The sequence below is a fragment of the Pseudomonas sp. H3_A02 genome, assembly GCF_054671965.1.
On the sequence record NZ_CP162807.1, the window covers coordinates 1,356,803 to 1,372,479 of the forward strand.

The 15,677-nt window shown below is 59.6% G+C and carries 11 protein-coding genes and 1 pseudogene; 8 read left to right on the plus strand and 4 right to left on the minus strand.

Translation table 11 applies throughout. From position 1 onward, the window contains the following. Window positions 1-24: 24 nt before the first annotated feature. From AB4N80_RS05730 to AB4N80_RS05765, 8 genes and pseudogenes are all read left to right on the plus strand, one after another. Entirely contained in the window at window positions 25-165 is a 141-nt protein-coding gene (locus AB4N80_RS05730) for a type VI secretion protein (RefSeq protein WP_122567606.1), read from the plus strand. Window positions 166-185: 20 nt separating this feature from the next. Beyond that, a pseudogene (gene tagH, locus AB4N80_RS05735) lies at window positions 186-977 on the plus strand (type VI secretion system-associated FHA domain protein TagH); the annotation flags it as partial. Between the two features lie 59 nt (window positions 978-1,036). Next, the gene (gene tssJ / locus AB4N80_RS05740; RefSeq protein WP_122567604.1) at window positions 1,037-1,540 is read left to right on the plus strand and encodes a type VI secretion system lipoprotein TssJ; all 504 of its coding nucleotides are present in this window, start codon (window positions 1,037-1,039) and stop codon (window positions 1,538-1,540) included. After that, the gene (gene tssK / locus AB4N80_RS05745; RefSeq protein WP_354335983.1) at window positions 1,537-2,868 is read left to right on the plus strand and encodes a type VI secretion system baseplate subunit TssK; all 1,332 of its coding nucleotides are present in this window, start codon (window positions 1,537-1,539) and stop codon (window positions 2,866-2,868) included. Before tssJ ends, tssK begins: the two co-directional genes overlap by 4 nt. A gap of 5 nt (window positions 2,869-2,873) precedes the next feature. After that, complete coding sequence (icmH, locus tag AB4N80_RS05750; RefSeq protein WP_122567602.1) at window positions 2,874-3,737, plus strand: type IVB secretion system protein IcmH/DotU; 864 nt, start codon at window positions 2,874-2,876, stop codon at window positions 3,735-3,737. Between the two features lie 13 nt (window positions 3,738-3,750). After that, window positions 3,751-7,224 (plus strand): type VI secretion system membrane subunit TssM, encoded by a 3,474-nt coding sequence (tssM, locus tag AB4N80_RS05755; protein WP_460081097.1) that lies wholly within the window; start codon window positions 3,751-3,753, stop codon window positions 7,222-7,224. Further along, window positions 7,221-7,946 carry a PP2C family protein-serine/threonine phosphatase gene (locus AB4N80_RS05760; protein WP_122567600.1) on the plus strand — a complete coding sequence of 242 codons (726 nt, stop codon included), beginning with the start codon at window positions 7,221-7,223 and terminating at the stop codon, window positions 7,944-7,946. Before tssM ends, AB4N80_RS05760 begins: the two co-directional genes overlap by 4 nt. After that, window positions 7,943-8,875, plus strand: coding sequence for a serine/threonine-protein kinase (locus tag AB4N80_RS05765; RefSeq protein ID WP_122567599.1), 933 nt, complete (start codon window positions 7,943-7,945; stop codon window positions 8,873-8,875). Before AB4N80_RS05760 ends, AB4N80_RS05765 begins: the two co-directional genes overlap by 4 nt. A gap of 406 nt (window positions 8,876-9,281) precedes the next feature. Here AB4N80_RS05765 and AB4N80_RS05770 read toward each other — a convergent pair whose 3' ends face one another. From AB4N80_RS05770 to AB4N80_RS05785, 4 genes are all read right to left on the minus strand, one after another. Next, window positions 9,282-9,752 (minus strand): hypothetical protein, encoded by a 471-nt coding sequence (locus AB4N80_RS05770; protein WP_122567598.1) that lies wholly within the window; start codon window positions 9,750-9,752, stop codon window positions 9,282-9,284. A gap of 201 nt (window positions 9,753-9,953) precedes the next feature. After that, window positions 9,954-10,577 carry a hypothetical protein gene (locus tag AB4N80_RS05775; protein WP_460081103.1) on the minus strand — a complete coding sequence of 208 codons (624 nt, stop codon included), beginning with the start codon at window positions 10,575-10,577 and terminating at the stop codon, window positions 9,954-9,956. 72 nt (window positions 10,578-10,649) lie between these two features. Then, a complete protein-coding gene (locus tag AB4N80_RS05780; RefSeq protein ID WP_122567597.1) occupies window positions 10,650-11,315 on the minus strand; it encodes a hypothetical protein in 666 nt (221 codons plus the stop codon). Continuing rightward, window positions 11,312-15,643, minus strand: a complete 4,332-nt coding sequence (locus AB4N80_RS05785; RefSeq protein WP_460081105.1) for an RHS repeat-associated core domain-containing protein — start codon at window positions 15,641-15,643, stop codon at window positions 11,312-11,314. The genes AB4N80_RS05780 and AB4N80_RS05785 overlap by 4 nt, the downstream gene beginning before the upstream one ends. Window positions 15,644-15,677 lie beyond the last annotated feature (34 nt).

A 15,677-nucleotide genomic window follows, 5' to 3' on the forward strand; every position in this document is an offset into this window, starting at 1 on the left:
CCCTTTCATCCTGGAGACTTATTGATGCCTGTCTTTCCCTGGCGAGCCGTCCTGTTGGCGCTTCTCGTGTCATTCGCCCTCGGCGGTTGCAACGCCAATTATAAATTCAACGACAGTGGTTATCGCCCTCTGGGTGATCCACAGGCGGTCAATCGCGGCAAGTGACGCCAAGGAGCCTTTGATAGATGGAACTTGTTTTCGAAATGCTCAACGCCAGTCAGTTCGTCCCGTCACGGCTGTGCCAAAAGACCTTCGGTCCGGCCGGTGGCGTGATCGGGCGGGGCGAGGGCTGCCACTGGCTCATCCCTGACCGAGAGCGCCTGCTGTCCAAGCGTCACGCGCACGTCAGTTTTCGTGACGGCGCATTTTTCCTGACCGACACCAGTGGTAATGGCACGACCCATCGTGAAAGCGGCGTGCGCCTGCCCAAGGGCGAGCCGGTACCGATACTGGATGGGAATGCCTACATCATGGGCGATTTCGAGATCCTCGCACGGCTGGTCTCCGGGCCAGCGGGCAATCTTGCCGAAGCGAGCCGTCCGAGGCCGGTCGACAGTCTCATCCCGGATGACGCCTTTCTGGAGCTCGATCCGCTGCAGGCGCTGGATCAGCAGGAGCGGGCCTTGCTGGACATCGATGAGCTGATAAACCCTGCTCCCGTGCCTACGGACGCCCTTGAACGGCCGGACTATGCGCGTATCGACATGGAAAGCCTGCTCTTGCCGGAGCTGGTCGCAGCGCCAGTCGAACCAGGACCTGCCCCCATCCCACCCAACGAAATTATTGGCCACCTGCGCGACGGCTTTTGGCAGCGCTTCGGTACGGCCTTGGGCATGGATCTCGAAAGCCTGGATGGCAAGGCGCGCGAGGCCCTGGCGATCAACGCCGCGCTACTGCTCAAGCAAAGCATTCAGGGCTTGCAACAGAGCCTGCGCACTCGCTCGGAATTGAAAAGCGAACTGCGCCTGGCCCAGACCTATGAAGAACAGGTTCGCTTGATTGCCAGCCTGCAAATCGACCATCACGGATGACGTCCATGCCGCACTGCACGATGCACTTATCCAAGATACTGACGACGCTCACCACGACCCTGCTGCTGGCCGGTTGCACCACGCTGTCGCCTTTTTCGACGATGACCAAGCTCAACCTCACCCTGGCGGCCAGTGATCGACTCAACCCCGATCTCAATGGACGACCATCGCCCGTGGTGGTGCGGTTGTTCGAACTCAAGCACCCGGTGGCTTTTGAAAACGCAGATTTCTTCAGCCTTTATGAGCGTGCGAGGGAAACACTGGCCCCTGATCTGGTTTCCAGTGAAGAGCTGGAACTGCGCCCAGGTGAAACCGTCGAGCTCAGGCTCGGTATCACTGGGAACGGCCGTTACGTCGGCCTGCTCGCGGCGTACCGTGACCTGCCACACGCCCGCTGGCGCTACACACTGCCGGTGGCTGCGACGCAGGTGACCGAAGCGCGCCTGACCCTCGACGAGGATGGAATCGCCAATACGCTTGAGCGACTGGCCAAGGTGGCTGACCGATGAATCACGATAAGGTCATCTGGCAAGAAGGCATGCTGTTGCGCCCGCAACATCTGCAACACAACGATCGCTATTTCGACCACCAGTTGAAGGTTCGAACTCGGTTGCTGGCCAGTTACGCCTGGGGATTCCTGGCACTGGAGATCGATCTGCAATTCCTCAACATGGGGCAACTGGTGGTCAGCCAGGCCAGCGGGGTCCTGCCGGACGGCAGCCTGTTCGAACTGGGTGGCAACGCCGAGCCGCTGGCCCTGGAAGTGCCGTCCAATACCCGCAATACGCCGATCTACCTCGCGCTGCCATTGGTGACCGGCAATCACATCGAGTCCCGTCGTCCGGAGCAGTCTGATGTGCTGGCGCGCTATACCCTCTACGACGCGCAGGTGACCGACTCCAACGCCGGAGAGGCCGGCGGGAGTCAGATCAGTTGCGGCCGTCCGGACCTGCGCCTGCTATTAGGCGAGCAGCAGAGTGATCATGCGTTCGTGAAACTCAAGCTTTGCGAGGTGCTCGATACCACGGCCGATGGGGTGATCAGGCTCGATCCGAACTTTGTGCCGACCTTCATCCAGGCTCGCTCTTCCCACTACTTGCTGTCGTGTCTCAAGGAGATCATCGGCATGCTTGCCCATCGAGGCGACACCCTGGCTGAGCGGATCCGTTCCAGTGGCAAGGCCGGTGGTGCGCAAGTCGGCGATTTCATGATGCTGCAACTGATCAACCGCAGCGAACTGTTGCTGCGTCATGACCTGGATCTGGAGCAGGTGCACCCAGAAACGCTGTACCGAACGCTGCTGGCGCTGCTGGGTGACTTGGCAACGTTCTCCAGTGACAGCAAGCGCCCACCACTCAACAACCGCTATCAGCACAGCGACCAAGGCGCGTGTTTTCGAGGCCTGCTGCAAGCGATCCGCCAGGTCTTGTCGATGGTGCTTGAGCAACACGCTATCGAGCTGCCACTGCAGCCGCGCCAATACGGAATCATCGTCTCGCCGGTGCCGGATCTGTCGCTGCTGGACACCGCTTCGTTCGTACTGGCGGCAAGTGCCCACTGCGACGGCGAAGAGCTGCGTCATCGATTGCCGGCGCACCTCAAGGTCGGTTCGGTGGAACGCATCCGCCAGTTGGTCAACCTGCATCTGCCCGGCATCAAGATCAGGCCTTTGCCCGTGGCCCCGCGGCAGATTGCGTTCCATGCCAACAAAACCTATTTCATTCTCGAGCCCAACGCCGAAGACCTTGCGCAACTGAAGCGCTCCGCAGGTTTTGCATTCCATGTCAGTGGCGATTTCGCCGAGCTTGAACTGAATTTTTGGGCCATCAGGAACTGAACCAAATGGATCAGGAACATCTTCAGGACGAAACAACGGTCCTGCTCGACCACCACGGGCAACGTCCCACTTCAGGGCCCTTGACCGACGCTGGCGCACCGCCGCGCTTCGAACAGTTGCAAGAACGCATGATCTACGCCGCGCACCTGCCGCAGTCCCAAGCATTCACGGTCAGCCTCAATCCGCTGGTCGCGGCGGCGTCCGGGTTGCTGTCGCACATGGTTCAGCTCAAGCACGGTCGTGAACGCGAGGACCTGCACGCTCTTAAAGGAGAACTGAAGCGCGGCTTGGAGCAGTTCGAAGCCTGTGCCTTGCAGGGCGGTGTAGAAAACAGTCAGTTGATCGCCGCACGTTACGTGCTGTGCACGGTGATCGATGAGGCGATTGTCACCACGCCGTGGGGCCACGGGGGCGGTTGGTCACAGATAAGTCTGCTCAGTACCTTCCACAACGAAACCTTCGGCGGCGAGAAAGTCTTTCAATTGCTTGAGCGCCTGTCGAAGAACCCCATCAAGCACCTGCCCATGCTGGAGTTGTTGTACCTGTGCCTGTCCCTGGGCTTCGAGGGTAAATACCGGATTCAGACCCGCGGGATGCTCGAACTCGAAAACCTGCGCGACGCCCTGTATCGGCAGATTCTCCAGACCCGTGGCGACACCCCGCGTGAACTGTCGCCTCACTGGGAGGGCTTCGACGGTGCGCGCCGCCGTCCGGTGCGCATTGTCCCGGCCTGGACGGTGGCGGTGTTCACGCTGGTCTGCCTGGGGGTGATGTATTCGAGTTTCGCCTGGGTATTGGACGAGCAACGCAAAAGCGTATTGCAACCTTATCAACTGTCAGAACCGGTCGCTGCTCAGCCGCTGCCGTAAACAGGGACGTGTCATGAAATTGCTTTTCAGGAAAGCCGGCGCCTGGGTGCGCCAAACCTGGGTTTGGACGCTGCTGCTGGTGCTGTGTGTCACGCTGTTGGTGTGGTTCGCCGGGCCACTCCTGGCCGTCAATGACTACAAGTTCTGGGCGAGCCCGACGGCGCGATTGCTGACCGCCAGCGTGCTGGCGCTGGGCTGGGGTCTGGGCATGGTTTTCGTCAATGGGCGTGCCGCTTCAAACGCGAGTCCCCAACAGAATGTCCCCGACCAGGCTCGGGCCCTGCTCCAAGCCAGGATTGACGATGAGCGGCGCGAAGTGCGCTCGCGCTTCAAGCAGTCCTTAACCACGTTAAGGTCCTCGAACCTTTATGCCGGCCGCAGCGATTTGCCCTGGTACCTGCTGCTAGGCCCGCCTGCCAGCGGCAAGACCCGTCTACTGGATTGCTCGGGCCTGGAGTTCCCTCTCAATAGACCAGAGCGCAGCGCTGTCAGCGACGCATCCGGCACTCGGTATTGCGATGGGTATTTTTCCGAGCACGCCGTGCTGATCGACACCGCTGGGCGTTATCTGACCCAAACGGACAGTGAGGTCGACGGCAGCGGCTGGGCCGTATTGCTCAAACTGTTGCGCAAGCGCCGCCGCAGTCGTCCGTTGAACGGCGTACTGGTGACGGTGCCATGCGAAGTCCTGTTGCTTGGCGGCGAGGATGAAGTCACTACACTGGCCCGCCAAGTTCGTGGTCGCCTGCAGGAGCTGCAACGGCGACTGCACATCGATGTCCCGATTTACCTGGTGCTGAGCAAAGCGGACAGCGTGCCCGGCTTCAATGAGTTCTTTGATTCGCTGACTCGCGAGGAAAACCACCAGGTGCTGGGCGCGAGTTTCAGCCGGGCCCCGCACGGCAGCGACATCACCCTGTTACGTACCGAGTTCGAAGCGTTGCTGCATCGGCTCAACAGCCAAATGATCATGCGCATGCATCAGGAGCGCGACACATTGCGCCGTAGCCGCATGCTGGATTTTCCTCATCAACTGGGACAACTCGGCAACAGCTTGTGCCTGCTGGTCGAGCAGGCGTTCAGTGGCAACGTTGGTACGTTGCGTGGTTTCTATTTGACCTGCGCATCGTCGCCGGACCGCACGGCGATCTCGACCGCCGAGCCTGGTAACGCAGGCTTGGGTGCCAGCCATACCGCCCCTGGCCGGCGCTCGCGGTTCATTCATCACCTGCTCAGCCGGGTGATTTTTCCGGAAGCCGATCTGAGCGATCTCGTTCAACGCGAACGCCGTCGTATCCATTGGGGCCAGCGGGCGTTGTACTTGGGGGCGCTGACGGTCGTTGGCTTGTGCGGGCTGTTGTGGGCGAACGGTTTTTCAACCAATCACGAGGGCCTGGACAGCTTGCGTACGCTGGCGCAGCGCTGGGATCGGCAGCAATCGACCCAAATGAGCACCGATGATTGGACCGCGATGCTCGAATCATTGGATATCCGCTTCGAGGCCACTCAGGTTTTTCCACCCTCCAGTGCGGTGCCGGTGTATGAGCGTGTCGGTCTGTATCAGGGTGAAGCGACCAAGGCTGCGGTGACCGATGCATACGAGCGCGAATTGCAGGTGCAACTGTTACCAAGGATCGCGCAGAGGCTGGAGGAACATGTCCGCAACAACCGGGATGATCGCGGGCAACTGCTCAATAGCCTGCGCGCGTACTTGATGCTGGGCTTGAAAGAGCATCGCGATATCGCCTGGCTCAAGGATCGGGTGGCCAAAGACGGATCGCTTCGTTACCCCGGCAACTCGGCGCTGCAAGAGCGCTTGAATGCTCACTTTGCGCGCCTGTTGGAGCTGCCCTTCATCCATGTGCTCAACGAGCCGCTGGTGGCCCAGGCTCGGGAGGCCCTTCGGCGTGAGTCCTTGGCCGCCGTCGTGTACAGGATGCTGCACGAACAGGCCAGTCCTCTGCCGCCTTACCGACTCAGCCAACACCTGGGTTCACAAGGTGCGCTGCTGGTGGGCACCGACCGTGCGATTCCCGGTTTCTACACCCGCCAGGGCTACGAACGCTACTTTTCGGTTCAGGGCGCGGCCTTTGTCACCGAACTGCTGCGGGACAACTGGGTACTGGGTGAGGGCGAAGGCCTCAGCGGCATGGACATGCGTCGTCTGATGGTCGAATTGGAACAGCTGTATTTTCGTGATTATGCCGACCACTGGAGTGAAGCCGTCGGCCAGGTCGCCCTGCAAACCATCAGTCATGTGGGTGAGGGCGCCGAGCAACTCGCGGGCCTGACCTCGGCTCATTCGCCGATCCTGCGGCTGCTGGTGCAAGTGCGCGAAAACACCCGTTTCCAGACTGTTGCCGAGCCACTCGGAGACCTGACGCCAGCGGCAGGAAAGGGAGGAAGGGCCGTTAAAAAGTTTGCCACCGTGGCGGGGAAAGCCGCTGCGTCCCTCACCGAACATCTGCCGGACACCGCGCAAAAATCCTTGCGACGGCGTTTCGAACCGCTGCATCGCCTGTTGGACGGGGAGGGAGCGCCCACGGCTGACCTGGTCCAGGCTTTGCGGGCCCTTGATGACGTGCAATTGCAACTGGCGAACCTGGCGCGGGCCAGCGCACCGGAACAAGCGGCCTTCGAACTGGCCAGGCTGCGCATGGGTGGCCAGCGCGACGCGTTGAGCAACCTTCGTAATGCCTCTGCTCGTCTGCCGCGGCCGGTCAATGCGTGGTTCAACGTGCTCGCTGAGGACAGTTGGCGCTTGGTGCTCAACGACGCGTACCGCTACCTGAACCAGCGTTATCAGAGCGAGCTGTACAGTTTTTACGGCAAGGCGATCAACAAGCGGTATCCGTTCAGCGCCCACAGCGCCAGCGACGTCGCGCTCAACGACTTCCGCGAGTTCTTCAAGGACCAGGGCATCGTCGATCGATTCTTCGACCATTACATGCAGCCCTTCGTCAGCGGCCCCGCGGGGCGCTATCGCCTGCGCAGCATCGACGGCCAGAGCTTGCCGATGTCCCGGGCCTATCTGGAGCAGATGGCGACCGTGCATACCATTCGCCGGAGCTTTTTCGCCGAGAACCCGACCGAACCGCAAGTGCAGTTCAAGCTTGAACCGTACACCCTGGATCCGGTGGTGAGCCGTGCTGAATTCCGCTTTGGCGACCTGACGCTTGAGTACCGCCACGGTCCGATCCTGCCGATGGCGTTTACTTGGCCAAGCGACGCGCAGAATGGTCGAACCGCCCTGGTGCTGGACAAAATGGTCGGACGCGGCGTCGGCATCGAGAAGAATAGCGGGCCGTGGTCGCTGTTTCGGCTGTTCGATCTGATGCAGAGCGAATACCTGGTCGGGCGTGATGTCCGCGTATTGAAGGCGGATTTGGGTGGCCTGCGCGCCAATTATTTACTGACGAGCCAGCGCACGCCGAACCCTTTTGATATGAGTGTGCTGCGCACCTTTCGCCTACCGGTGCAGCTTTGAAGCAGCCCGGCCCCTGGCGCAGCGCCGCGCGCACCGATCCTGGCAAGACCCGAACACGTAACGAGGACGCCTTTCTTGACTGCCCACAACAGGGCGTGTGGGCGGTCGCCGACGGCATGGGCGGCCACTCGGGCGGCGACATCGCCAGCCAATTGATCGTTGCCAACCTGACGGAGCTGCCCTTGTATCAGGACTTGGATGAACGTTCGAAAGCGGTGCGCCAATGCCTGCGCCGGACCAACCGCCGGTTGAGCCAGGAGCTTACCGTCACTGAAGATCATCCCGGCATTACCGGCAGCACGGTGGTGGCGTTGTTGCTGGAAGGGAACCGCGGAGTCTGCGTCTGGGCGGGCGATAGCCGTTGTTACCTGTGGCGCGGTCGACGGTTGTACCAACTGACCAAAGATCACTCGCTGCAACAACAACTGATGGACACGCAACACATCAGCCGCGATGAAGCCGGTGCCCATCCTGCGGCCAAGGCATTGACCCGCGCGGTGGGTGCCGCGCCAGAACTGACGTTGGAGGTGCTGGAGCTGGATGTTCACCCGGGCGATACATTCTTGCTGTGCAGTGACGGCGTGTACCAGGACCTTGGCGCGCAAGCCCTTGGCAATGCCTTGGGCCTGGCTTCGCCATGTAGGGTGCTGGAGCAACTTTTCGCTGACGTCTTGCGTGGCCCAGCGCGGGATAACCTGACGGCCGTCGTGATCCGACCGTGAATGAAGAGGGTGGTCATCCCACGTATTTCGCCTTCGCCAACGCGGTGCCCGCTGTGACATCCGGCCAGCGTTGCGTCAGCGAAGTACCGGACATACTCGCAGGACGCTATCGCCTCGAACGCTTGCTTGGGGCTGGCGGCATGGGCGTCGTTTACCGCGCGCGGGATCTGTTGCACGAACAATACGCCGATCCCGATCCGTACCTTGCGCTGAAGATGCTCAGTGAGGCATTCAATGGGGCAGTCGATGCGAGTGCGCTGCTCTACAGCGAGTTCGCCCTGATGCGGCGATTGCACCACCCGAATATCTTGCGCCCCTACACCTTCGAAGTGGATGCCGCCCAACGGCGAGCGTTCATTACCATGGAACTGATGCGCGGCATGACCCTGGACCAGCTGCTTTGCGAACGGCCCCTCGGGTTACCTTGGCCGGAACTGAAGGCGATCGCCGTGCCGCTGCTCGATGCCCTGGCGTACGCCCACAGCCGTGGCGTGCTGCATGGCGACATGAAGCCAAGCAACGTCATGTTGAGCGAAGAAGGGCTGCGTTTGTTCGATTTCGGTTTGGGCCTGGCCGAGGGAGGGGCCTCGCAGCACCTGCCAAACCTGAACCGTGAACGCCTCAACGCCTGGACGCCGGGTTACGCGGCGCCTGAACTGCTTGACGGTGCGCCCTTGTCAGCGGGTGCCGATGTCTATGGTGTGGCTTGCGTGCTGTATGAGCTGGCGAGCGGCAAACACCCGTTCCAACGCTTACCCGCCATCCAGGCCCGCGATGCCCGGTTGGAACGCGCGCTCAAGGCACCGCGCAACCTGCCCAGGCGTTGCTGGCCGGCGCTGCGGATGGCGTTGGCGTTTGATCCGGGGCAGCGGCGTATTAGTGCGGCTCAGTTACGTGATGCCTTGGGTGATGTTTCGTCTTGGTGGTGACATCCCCTGTGGGAGCAAGCTTGCTCGCGATAACGGTCCGTCTGACCCGGTGGTGTTGAATGTGTCGCCATCATCGCGAGCAAGCTCGCTCCCACAGGGGGGCGGACAAGAATGCTGTGAACGAGCTTGCTCGCGAAGGCGGCGGTACATGACACACCGGGCTTCAAGATGTACGCGGTCCTGTGGCGAGGGAGCTTGCTCCCGCTCGGCGGCGCAGCCGTCGTGACCAGGCTGACGCGGTTTGTCTGGAGGAATGCGTCAGCCTGTTTTGGGGCGGCTTCGCCGCCCAGCGGGAGCAAGCTCCCTCGCCACGGGATCTGCGTTTCGCCTCAAATCGTGTGCTCAGCCAGCGTTCCGCTCTGCCTCTTTCTAGCTGGCATTCAGACGGATAATTTGATGGTTTATGTTATTGCGGTTTATGAAGCCAGGAAGAAAAGTCGGATATGTAAATTTCATCCAGCGTTAGCGTCGGCGGTATATTTTCGATACTGTCAGCTATCTCGTCATAAGGCGCTGGCAAGACATAGCAGAGGCCGAAGTCCTCGTTGAGGATTATGACGCCATTGAATATGCGCTGGCGTTTGGTCAGTTTTTTTATTTGGTCAAAAGGCATACCTGTAGAAAGCGTGTTCTGGTAAAGCCCTTTGTATCGCGCGTTGCAACCGATTGAAAAAATTGTTCCGTCAGGAAGGATCGAGAGGGTGAGCGTACTATCGATTACGTACGCTGTTCTAGTTTCACCGTCAGGTAGCGTGTAGCTCTTTATCTCGACTTTATGACGCTCATAAAGCTCATTCATGTAGGTCGAGATATTGTCTTGCAATAAAATGTTCGCAATTGAATGTTTGGATTTTATGTCGGCTGCAAAATCAATCATTTAAATTCCACCGTACATTAACGTGCCGTTTAAGAGGGCGGCAGCACATACATACCTGACTTCAAGATGTATTCAGACCGTGACGAGGTAGCTTGCTCCCGTTCGATGGCGCAGCAGTTTTCTGTAGGAATGCGCCAGCCTTTTTTTGGGGCGGCTTCGCCACCCAGCGGGAGCAAGCTCCCTCGCCACGAGGATTTGTGTTTAACCTGCGCCTAGTAATTTGTTTGCAAGCGCCAAGTCGAACTGCTTGTTCCCAAATATTGATTTAGTTGCCAGGGCTTTCTTGAGCACATCCGAATCCAGGCTCAGATTATTTTTGTGCGCTGCAAAAACAATCGTCAGGAATGGAAACGCATAGTTATCCGGCTCAGCCAACACGTCATCGATTAATGCGGGCGAGCCAAGAACGCTGTGCTCTGCCTTGGGCAGGTAAAGTTTCTCGAGCCGTTCGGTTATTTTTTTGACGGTTGCGCTGATGGCTTGAGGGGACGGGGTTCTGATGATGCCGCCCAGCTCGTCACCGAATTGTTTTGCATCTTCCGACAAGGAACTCTTCGACAAAAACGACGCGTTCAGCAGCCGGCTCTGGTAGGGCGGGGATTGCTCTTTGCAGAAGCTGAAGGCCTCGCAGGTATGGATCTCCAACCCGGCGTAATAACCATCGGCCTTGGTCAGGTGTTGAACGTAGATTTCCCCCAGCTTTTCCTTGGCCGCAAGCAGGCCAAGTTTGTTTTTGCTGGCCTTCAGGTCCAAGTGGACTGCCGTTGTTTGCTTCAGCGCCGCCAGTAGCTCCACTTCCAGGTGCTTGCGAATTTCCATACTCATGGCGTAGACCCGAGCGAGCCTCGTGGGGCAATCACTTCATGCTCATCTGTTGGCTCGATTGGCATACAAATGTCAAAGCTTGTCCAGGCTAGCAACCGTGGTGGTGTAGAAGGCCACACCCGACTTGTCGATGACTTTTATTCTGCCGCCTTCTTCCTTGAGGTCTTTGAGGTACGGACCGAACGCTATTTCGTCGGGCGCGGTCCGCAGAATTTCTTTGTCGAGTACCGGTGTGTCTTTCCTCAAGACTTTAAGGTTCATGAGAAAGCAGTCGATGGTTAACTGGCATTCCAGGGCGCAGACATAGTCCGACCCTTTTATTTTTTTCTGCTTAAAGGTCCACTCGTTTTTATAGTGGTTGCGGCGGAACTCATCCATGGCGTTTTTCAGCAGATCAAGGGGCAAGGCCATGTGTGGGCGGCATTGTTCCAGGCCCTCCAGCAACCGTTGTATAAAGAACTCATTGAGCTCGTTGACCGATGTGCATTTTTTATACAGTTCGGTATCCAGGCCAACATTGACGATGAGCGCACCGCTGGAGTTTACATAGGGCTCATTGACGGCATGGCGGGTGCCGACAAAGCAGATTTTCTTGAAGTTGGGCGTTTCGAACTTTTCTGCACTCAGGCTGCGCTCAAGAAAATTGCAAAGCGATCGGCTTTGGTCACGAAACGGATGAATAATTTCGTCGCTGAATTCGCCCAAGTCTGGGTACAGGTAGATTTCTTTTAAGATCATGGTCTTGAATGCCTCGCTGGGTCTAGTTCCTGCCTGCGTCGATTTGCGTTTCTTCGCTCCCAGTGCTCGATTTTCCAACGAGCACCTGGGCCGGCCGGCACTTTTTTGATGACTCTGGATTCGTAACGTCCCGTGTTACCCGGTTCGTTGTTCCATTTCCTCACCTGGGTCTCGGCGCGAACAGATTTTCCGTTTGTTTTTATCTTGCCGCCACTCACGCCGGTTTTGGCGACTTTACCCGTGCGCGTGTCCACGATCTCGTAACCATGTTGCGGTTTGCGACTGGTTTTCGAGTTGCCGTGGCAGGACCAGCCCCAGGGGTCTATCCAGCCGAGCGGGTTGGGGGCGTATTGATAGAGGTTGATTCCGCCCAGCAGTTCGATGGGGTCGGGTGTGGTGAACCGTCCGATATCCGGGTCGTAAAAGCGAAACGTGTTGTAGTGCAGGCCTGTCTCTCGGTCCAGGTACTGGCCTTGGAAGCGCAGGTTCTGTTCTTCGATGTAGTGAGGCTCACGCACTTCCTCAACGGTATTGCCCCACACGCGGTAGCGCGCTTGCCAGACGATGTCACCCTTGGCGTCCGAGAGCTGTTCGGGTAGCCCGTTCTGATCATTGTGGTAGTAGTGAATGTTCTGTTGAGCACCGATGCCATCCACTCGGGCGATGGGCTCGTGGCTGTCGGTGTCATAGAGGTAAACGCTGCACTGGCTGTTTTTTTGTTCTTGAAGCAGCCGCAAACCGTCCCAGATGAAGCGTGTTTCACCCAGTGGATAACCACGACTGTCATGTTCGGTTTTTGCCGTCCGACGACCCAGTGGGTCATAGGTCATCCTGACGACCGTATCTTGGGAGCCGCTGCGGTTATGCACCTCGATCAAACGGTGTTCGGCATCGTAGACAAAGCGTTGCACCCGATGGCCGCCGCTGCGTTTTTCGATCATCCGGCCAAAGGCATCGTAACGATAACGCTTGTCTTGGTAGGTCAGTAATTTGTTATGCACCACCAGCCCGGCGCCGGGTTGTGGGCCATCCAGCAAGTTGGCGGCAGCATCGTAGGCGAAGGTTTCGCTCGGGCCTTGGACGTTGTCTTGGCTGGCGAGAATGCGCCCCGTCGCATCGTAGTGCAGCAGCCGTTGGCGATCACCGCTGGGCGTCTGGTCGAAGCGACTGATCAGATTGTCATTGGGGTCGTAGTTGAATTGTTTCTGCGCCACAGGCGGCAATAGTGTCGACTGGTCCGCATGACGTCGCAGGCGCGAACGCACACGTCCGCCCCGGTCATATTCGCTACGGGTGATGAGTCGTCCCTGAGTGCGAAGGACTTCACGGTGCAATCGATCGCGCTCGAAATCACTGATCAGCTGTCCGTCAATATTGAGTTGGTGCAGATGGCCGCTGCCGTAATACAACCGATTGAGTCGACGGCCATCAGGTAACTGCGTTTGTATCAGGCTGCCCAGCTCATCGTAATGATGCTGTAAGCGGCCAGCCGAGCTTTGCTCTTCCAGCAGTTGGCCGATGGCGTCGTAGGCAAAGTTCAGGTTTTGTTGGTTGCCCTGATTGTCCGTAAAGGTGACGGCAATGAGTTGGTCCACTGCGTCGTAGGTGTACTCGGTTCGGCCGTCTGCCGTCATTTTGCCAATCAGCCGCCCGGCAGCATCTCGCTCAAGGTGATGAATGATGGGCTCTATGGGACTGTTGGATACCAGCGCCATACCCTGGCCAAAAGGGGCAGGGAAATGGGCCTCGCGAATGGCGTTATTCAGCCCGTCGTAGGCATAACGTCGGGCGCTGCCATCCAGGTCCTGTTGCTCGATCATCCTGTCGCCGGCGTCCCAGGCGAATCGATAGCTTTCCCCGTTTTCGTTGGTTAGCGCCTGGAGGCGTCCATAGGCGTCGTAGCTGAATTGAACCGACCTTCCATGGGCGTCGATGCGCTGGCGAACTTGTCCGCGACCATCGTGCTGATAGACGGTGGTGTGACCGGCCGCATCGATGTACCGGGTGAGTTGACCGCTGGCGTCGCGCAAGTATTGTTCGACACGGCCATCGGGCAACTGATAACGCAGCAGGCGGCCACGGGCGTCATGTTCATAGGCAGTGCGCTCGCCGAGCGCATCCGTGATGACCTGTAGATAACCGCGATGGTCATATCTGAATTTTGTCGAATACCCGGAGCAGTCAATATGTTCAGCCAACTGCCCCATATTGTTCCACCGCAAGGTGTTGCTTTTGCCGGTGGGGTCGACAATTTCTGTGATCTGTCCGTGAGCGTTGTAGCGATATCGGGTGACGAGGCCCAGAGGGTCTGTTTCGCGAATGCAATTGCCGCGGCGATTGTATTCATATCGCCAGTTGTTGCCGGCGGCGTCGGTTTCTACTAACGGTAACGACCAATGATCGAGCCATAAAACGGACTCAATGCGCCCGAGCGGATCACTGGATTGGCTCAGGTTGCCGGCCTCGTCATAGCCATAGGTGTAGGTCCCACCCTGTGGATCGGTGGCGTTGAGCAACTGGCGCTCATCGCTCCACTCGAACAACCACGTCTGGCCGAGGTTGTCGCTGAACTGGATGATCTGGTGCTGGCTGTTCCAGTGCCGCGTGCTGACCCGTTGCAGGCTGTCGCTGATGCGGGTGATGCCAGCCTTGAGGTCATAGTCGAATTGGTAGGCGTCGCCTTCGTCGGTCCAGTGGCGGACCACGCGCCATTCCTGGTCGTCGATCAGGGCCCATTCGTAAAAGCAGTGCAGGCCGGTGGGCAACTGGTGCTCGACCATTCGTTGCCCGGCGTCGTAGCGAAAGCGCCGTTGCACCTGGCCAGTGGCGTCGCGCACTTCGGCGAGGGTGTTCGCTGTGTCGTAGGCGTAGCTGACCAGCACCTCCCGGGATTGGTCGGGGTAGAGGCGTTCGATCTGGGTGACGCGCTCGTGTTCGCGGATCAGCTCGACCTGCACCAGGTCGAAGGTGTCGCGCAGCCGTACCAGGCGTCCGGTGTCGTCGTAGTCGAGGTGGATGCGGTTGTCGTTGCGGTCACCCAGTTGGCTCAGGCGCAGGTGCGAAGGGTTGGCTGGCGAGGGTTCGAACAAACGGTACAGGCCGTCTTCGCTCTCGATCAGCAATTGCCCGTTCACATGGCGGCGCACGGCCAGGCCCTCGCCGGCGCTGAACACCGCGCCGCCCAACGGGATGGAACCCATGTCGATGGGGCGGCCCTGTTCGTCGGTGTAGACCAGGGTTTCGCCGCCGTCGGGGTGGGGCTGGATTTGCACTTGGACTTCGTAGGCGACGCTCCAGCCGGTGCCGAACAAACTGTCGCGGCGTTCGTCGCGGCTGTTGTACACGCGCTGCCAGTCAATCGGCAGGATGCCGGGCAAGACGAAATCCAGCTCTTCGTCACCGCCCAGTACCTTGGCGCCCGTGGCGGCATGCACCGGGTTCGACGAGCCCATGGCGGCGTTGGCGGCCGCGTTCGCCGCGCTGCTGGCGGCCATGGACACCGCGCCGCCCACCAGCATGCACGGCAGTTTGCTGAAGAACTTGCCTTTGCCGCCCTTGAGCATCAGCAGCGCGGTGACCGCCAGGCCCACGCCCGGGGTCTTGCCGCTGCGGATCTCGCGCACCACCACCGAACCGCCGCCAATGGTCACGTTGGGCGAAATCAGCCCGGCCGACACCACCGTCGCATCGCAGGTGCTGCGGTCGCCACTGCGCACGGCGGGTTGGCCGTTGATGGTGACCTTGTCCGAGCCTTCGGCCATGAACTGCGGTGGCATGGGTGGGTGCTTGGTGCAGATCACCAGGTCTTCCGGCCGGGTCTCCGTACCAGGGGCGGGCGAGGCGACCGTGGGGCGCCACATCTGCGAGAAGAAATTCCCGGCCATGTCCAGGTAGCTAGGCTCTTCTTCCGGCTCGGGCATGTCCAGCTCGGTGCCGGCCGGCGCGACATGGGAAACAACCGCACCGGCGGCGCGGGCCGAGGGGATGTTGTTGGTGAAGGTGTCCTTGGAACCGGTGAGGATGTTGGCCTGCACCGTGGGCGGAAAGAGGGCGTTGCCGATGCCCTCGCATAAATTGCTCAGGCCCTTGTCGGCCCCGGTCTTGCTCATGGCCAGGCCAACGACGGTGCCCACCACCAGGCCCAGGACGAAGCAGCCCAGGCCGCCGGTGGCCACGGTGATACCCGTGGCCGCGACCACGGCGGCGGTTGCCAGGGCGGTGATCGCGATGTTCGCCGCCACCTCCAGGACGCCGCCGAGGATGTCGGCCATCATCGAGGTGTGGTTGAGTGCATCGCCCAGGCGGGCGGCCCAGAGCGCGTCAGACATGCAGGTCGCTCAGGTGGCTGATGACAGTGTGTTC

Bases quoted from the DNA above. Each gene is read 5' to 3' on its own strand.
- AB4N80_RS05785 (WP_460081105.1), bottom strand. From the start codon at position 15,643: ATGTCTGACGCGCTCTGGGCCGCCCGCCTGGGCGATGCACTCAACCAC.
- AB4N80_RS05770 (WP_122567598.1), bottom strand. From the start codon at position 9,752: ATGATTGATTTTGCAGCCGACATAAAATCCAAACATTCAATTGCGAAC.
- AB4N80_RS05730 (WP_122567606.1), top strand. From the start codon at position 25: ATGCCTGTCTTTCCCTGGCGAGCCGTCCTGTTGGCGCTTCTCGTGTCA.
- AB4N80_RS05775 (WP_460081103.1), bottom strand. From the start codon at position 10,577: ATGAGTATGGAAATTCGCAAGCACCTGGAAGTGGAGCTACTGGCGGCG.
- icmH (WP_122567602.1), top strand. From the start codon at position 2,874: ATGGATCAGGAACATCTTCAGGACGAAACAACGGTCCTGCTCGACCAC.
- tssK (WP_354335983.1), top strand. From the start codon at position 1,537: ATGAATCACGATAAGGTCATCTGGCAAGAAGGCATGCTGTTGCGCCCG.
- tssM (WP_460081097.1), top strand. From the start codon at position 3,751: ATGAAATTGCTTTTCAGGAAAGCCGGCGCCTGGGTGCGCCAAACCTGG.
- tssJ (WP_122567604.1), top strand. From the start codon at position 1,037: ATGCCGCACTGCACGATGCACTTATCCAAGATACTGACGACGCTCACC.
- AB4N80_RS05780 (WP_122567597.1), bottom strand. From the start codon at position 11,315: ATGATCTTAAAAGAAATCTACCTGTACCCAGACTTGGGCGAATTCAGC.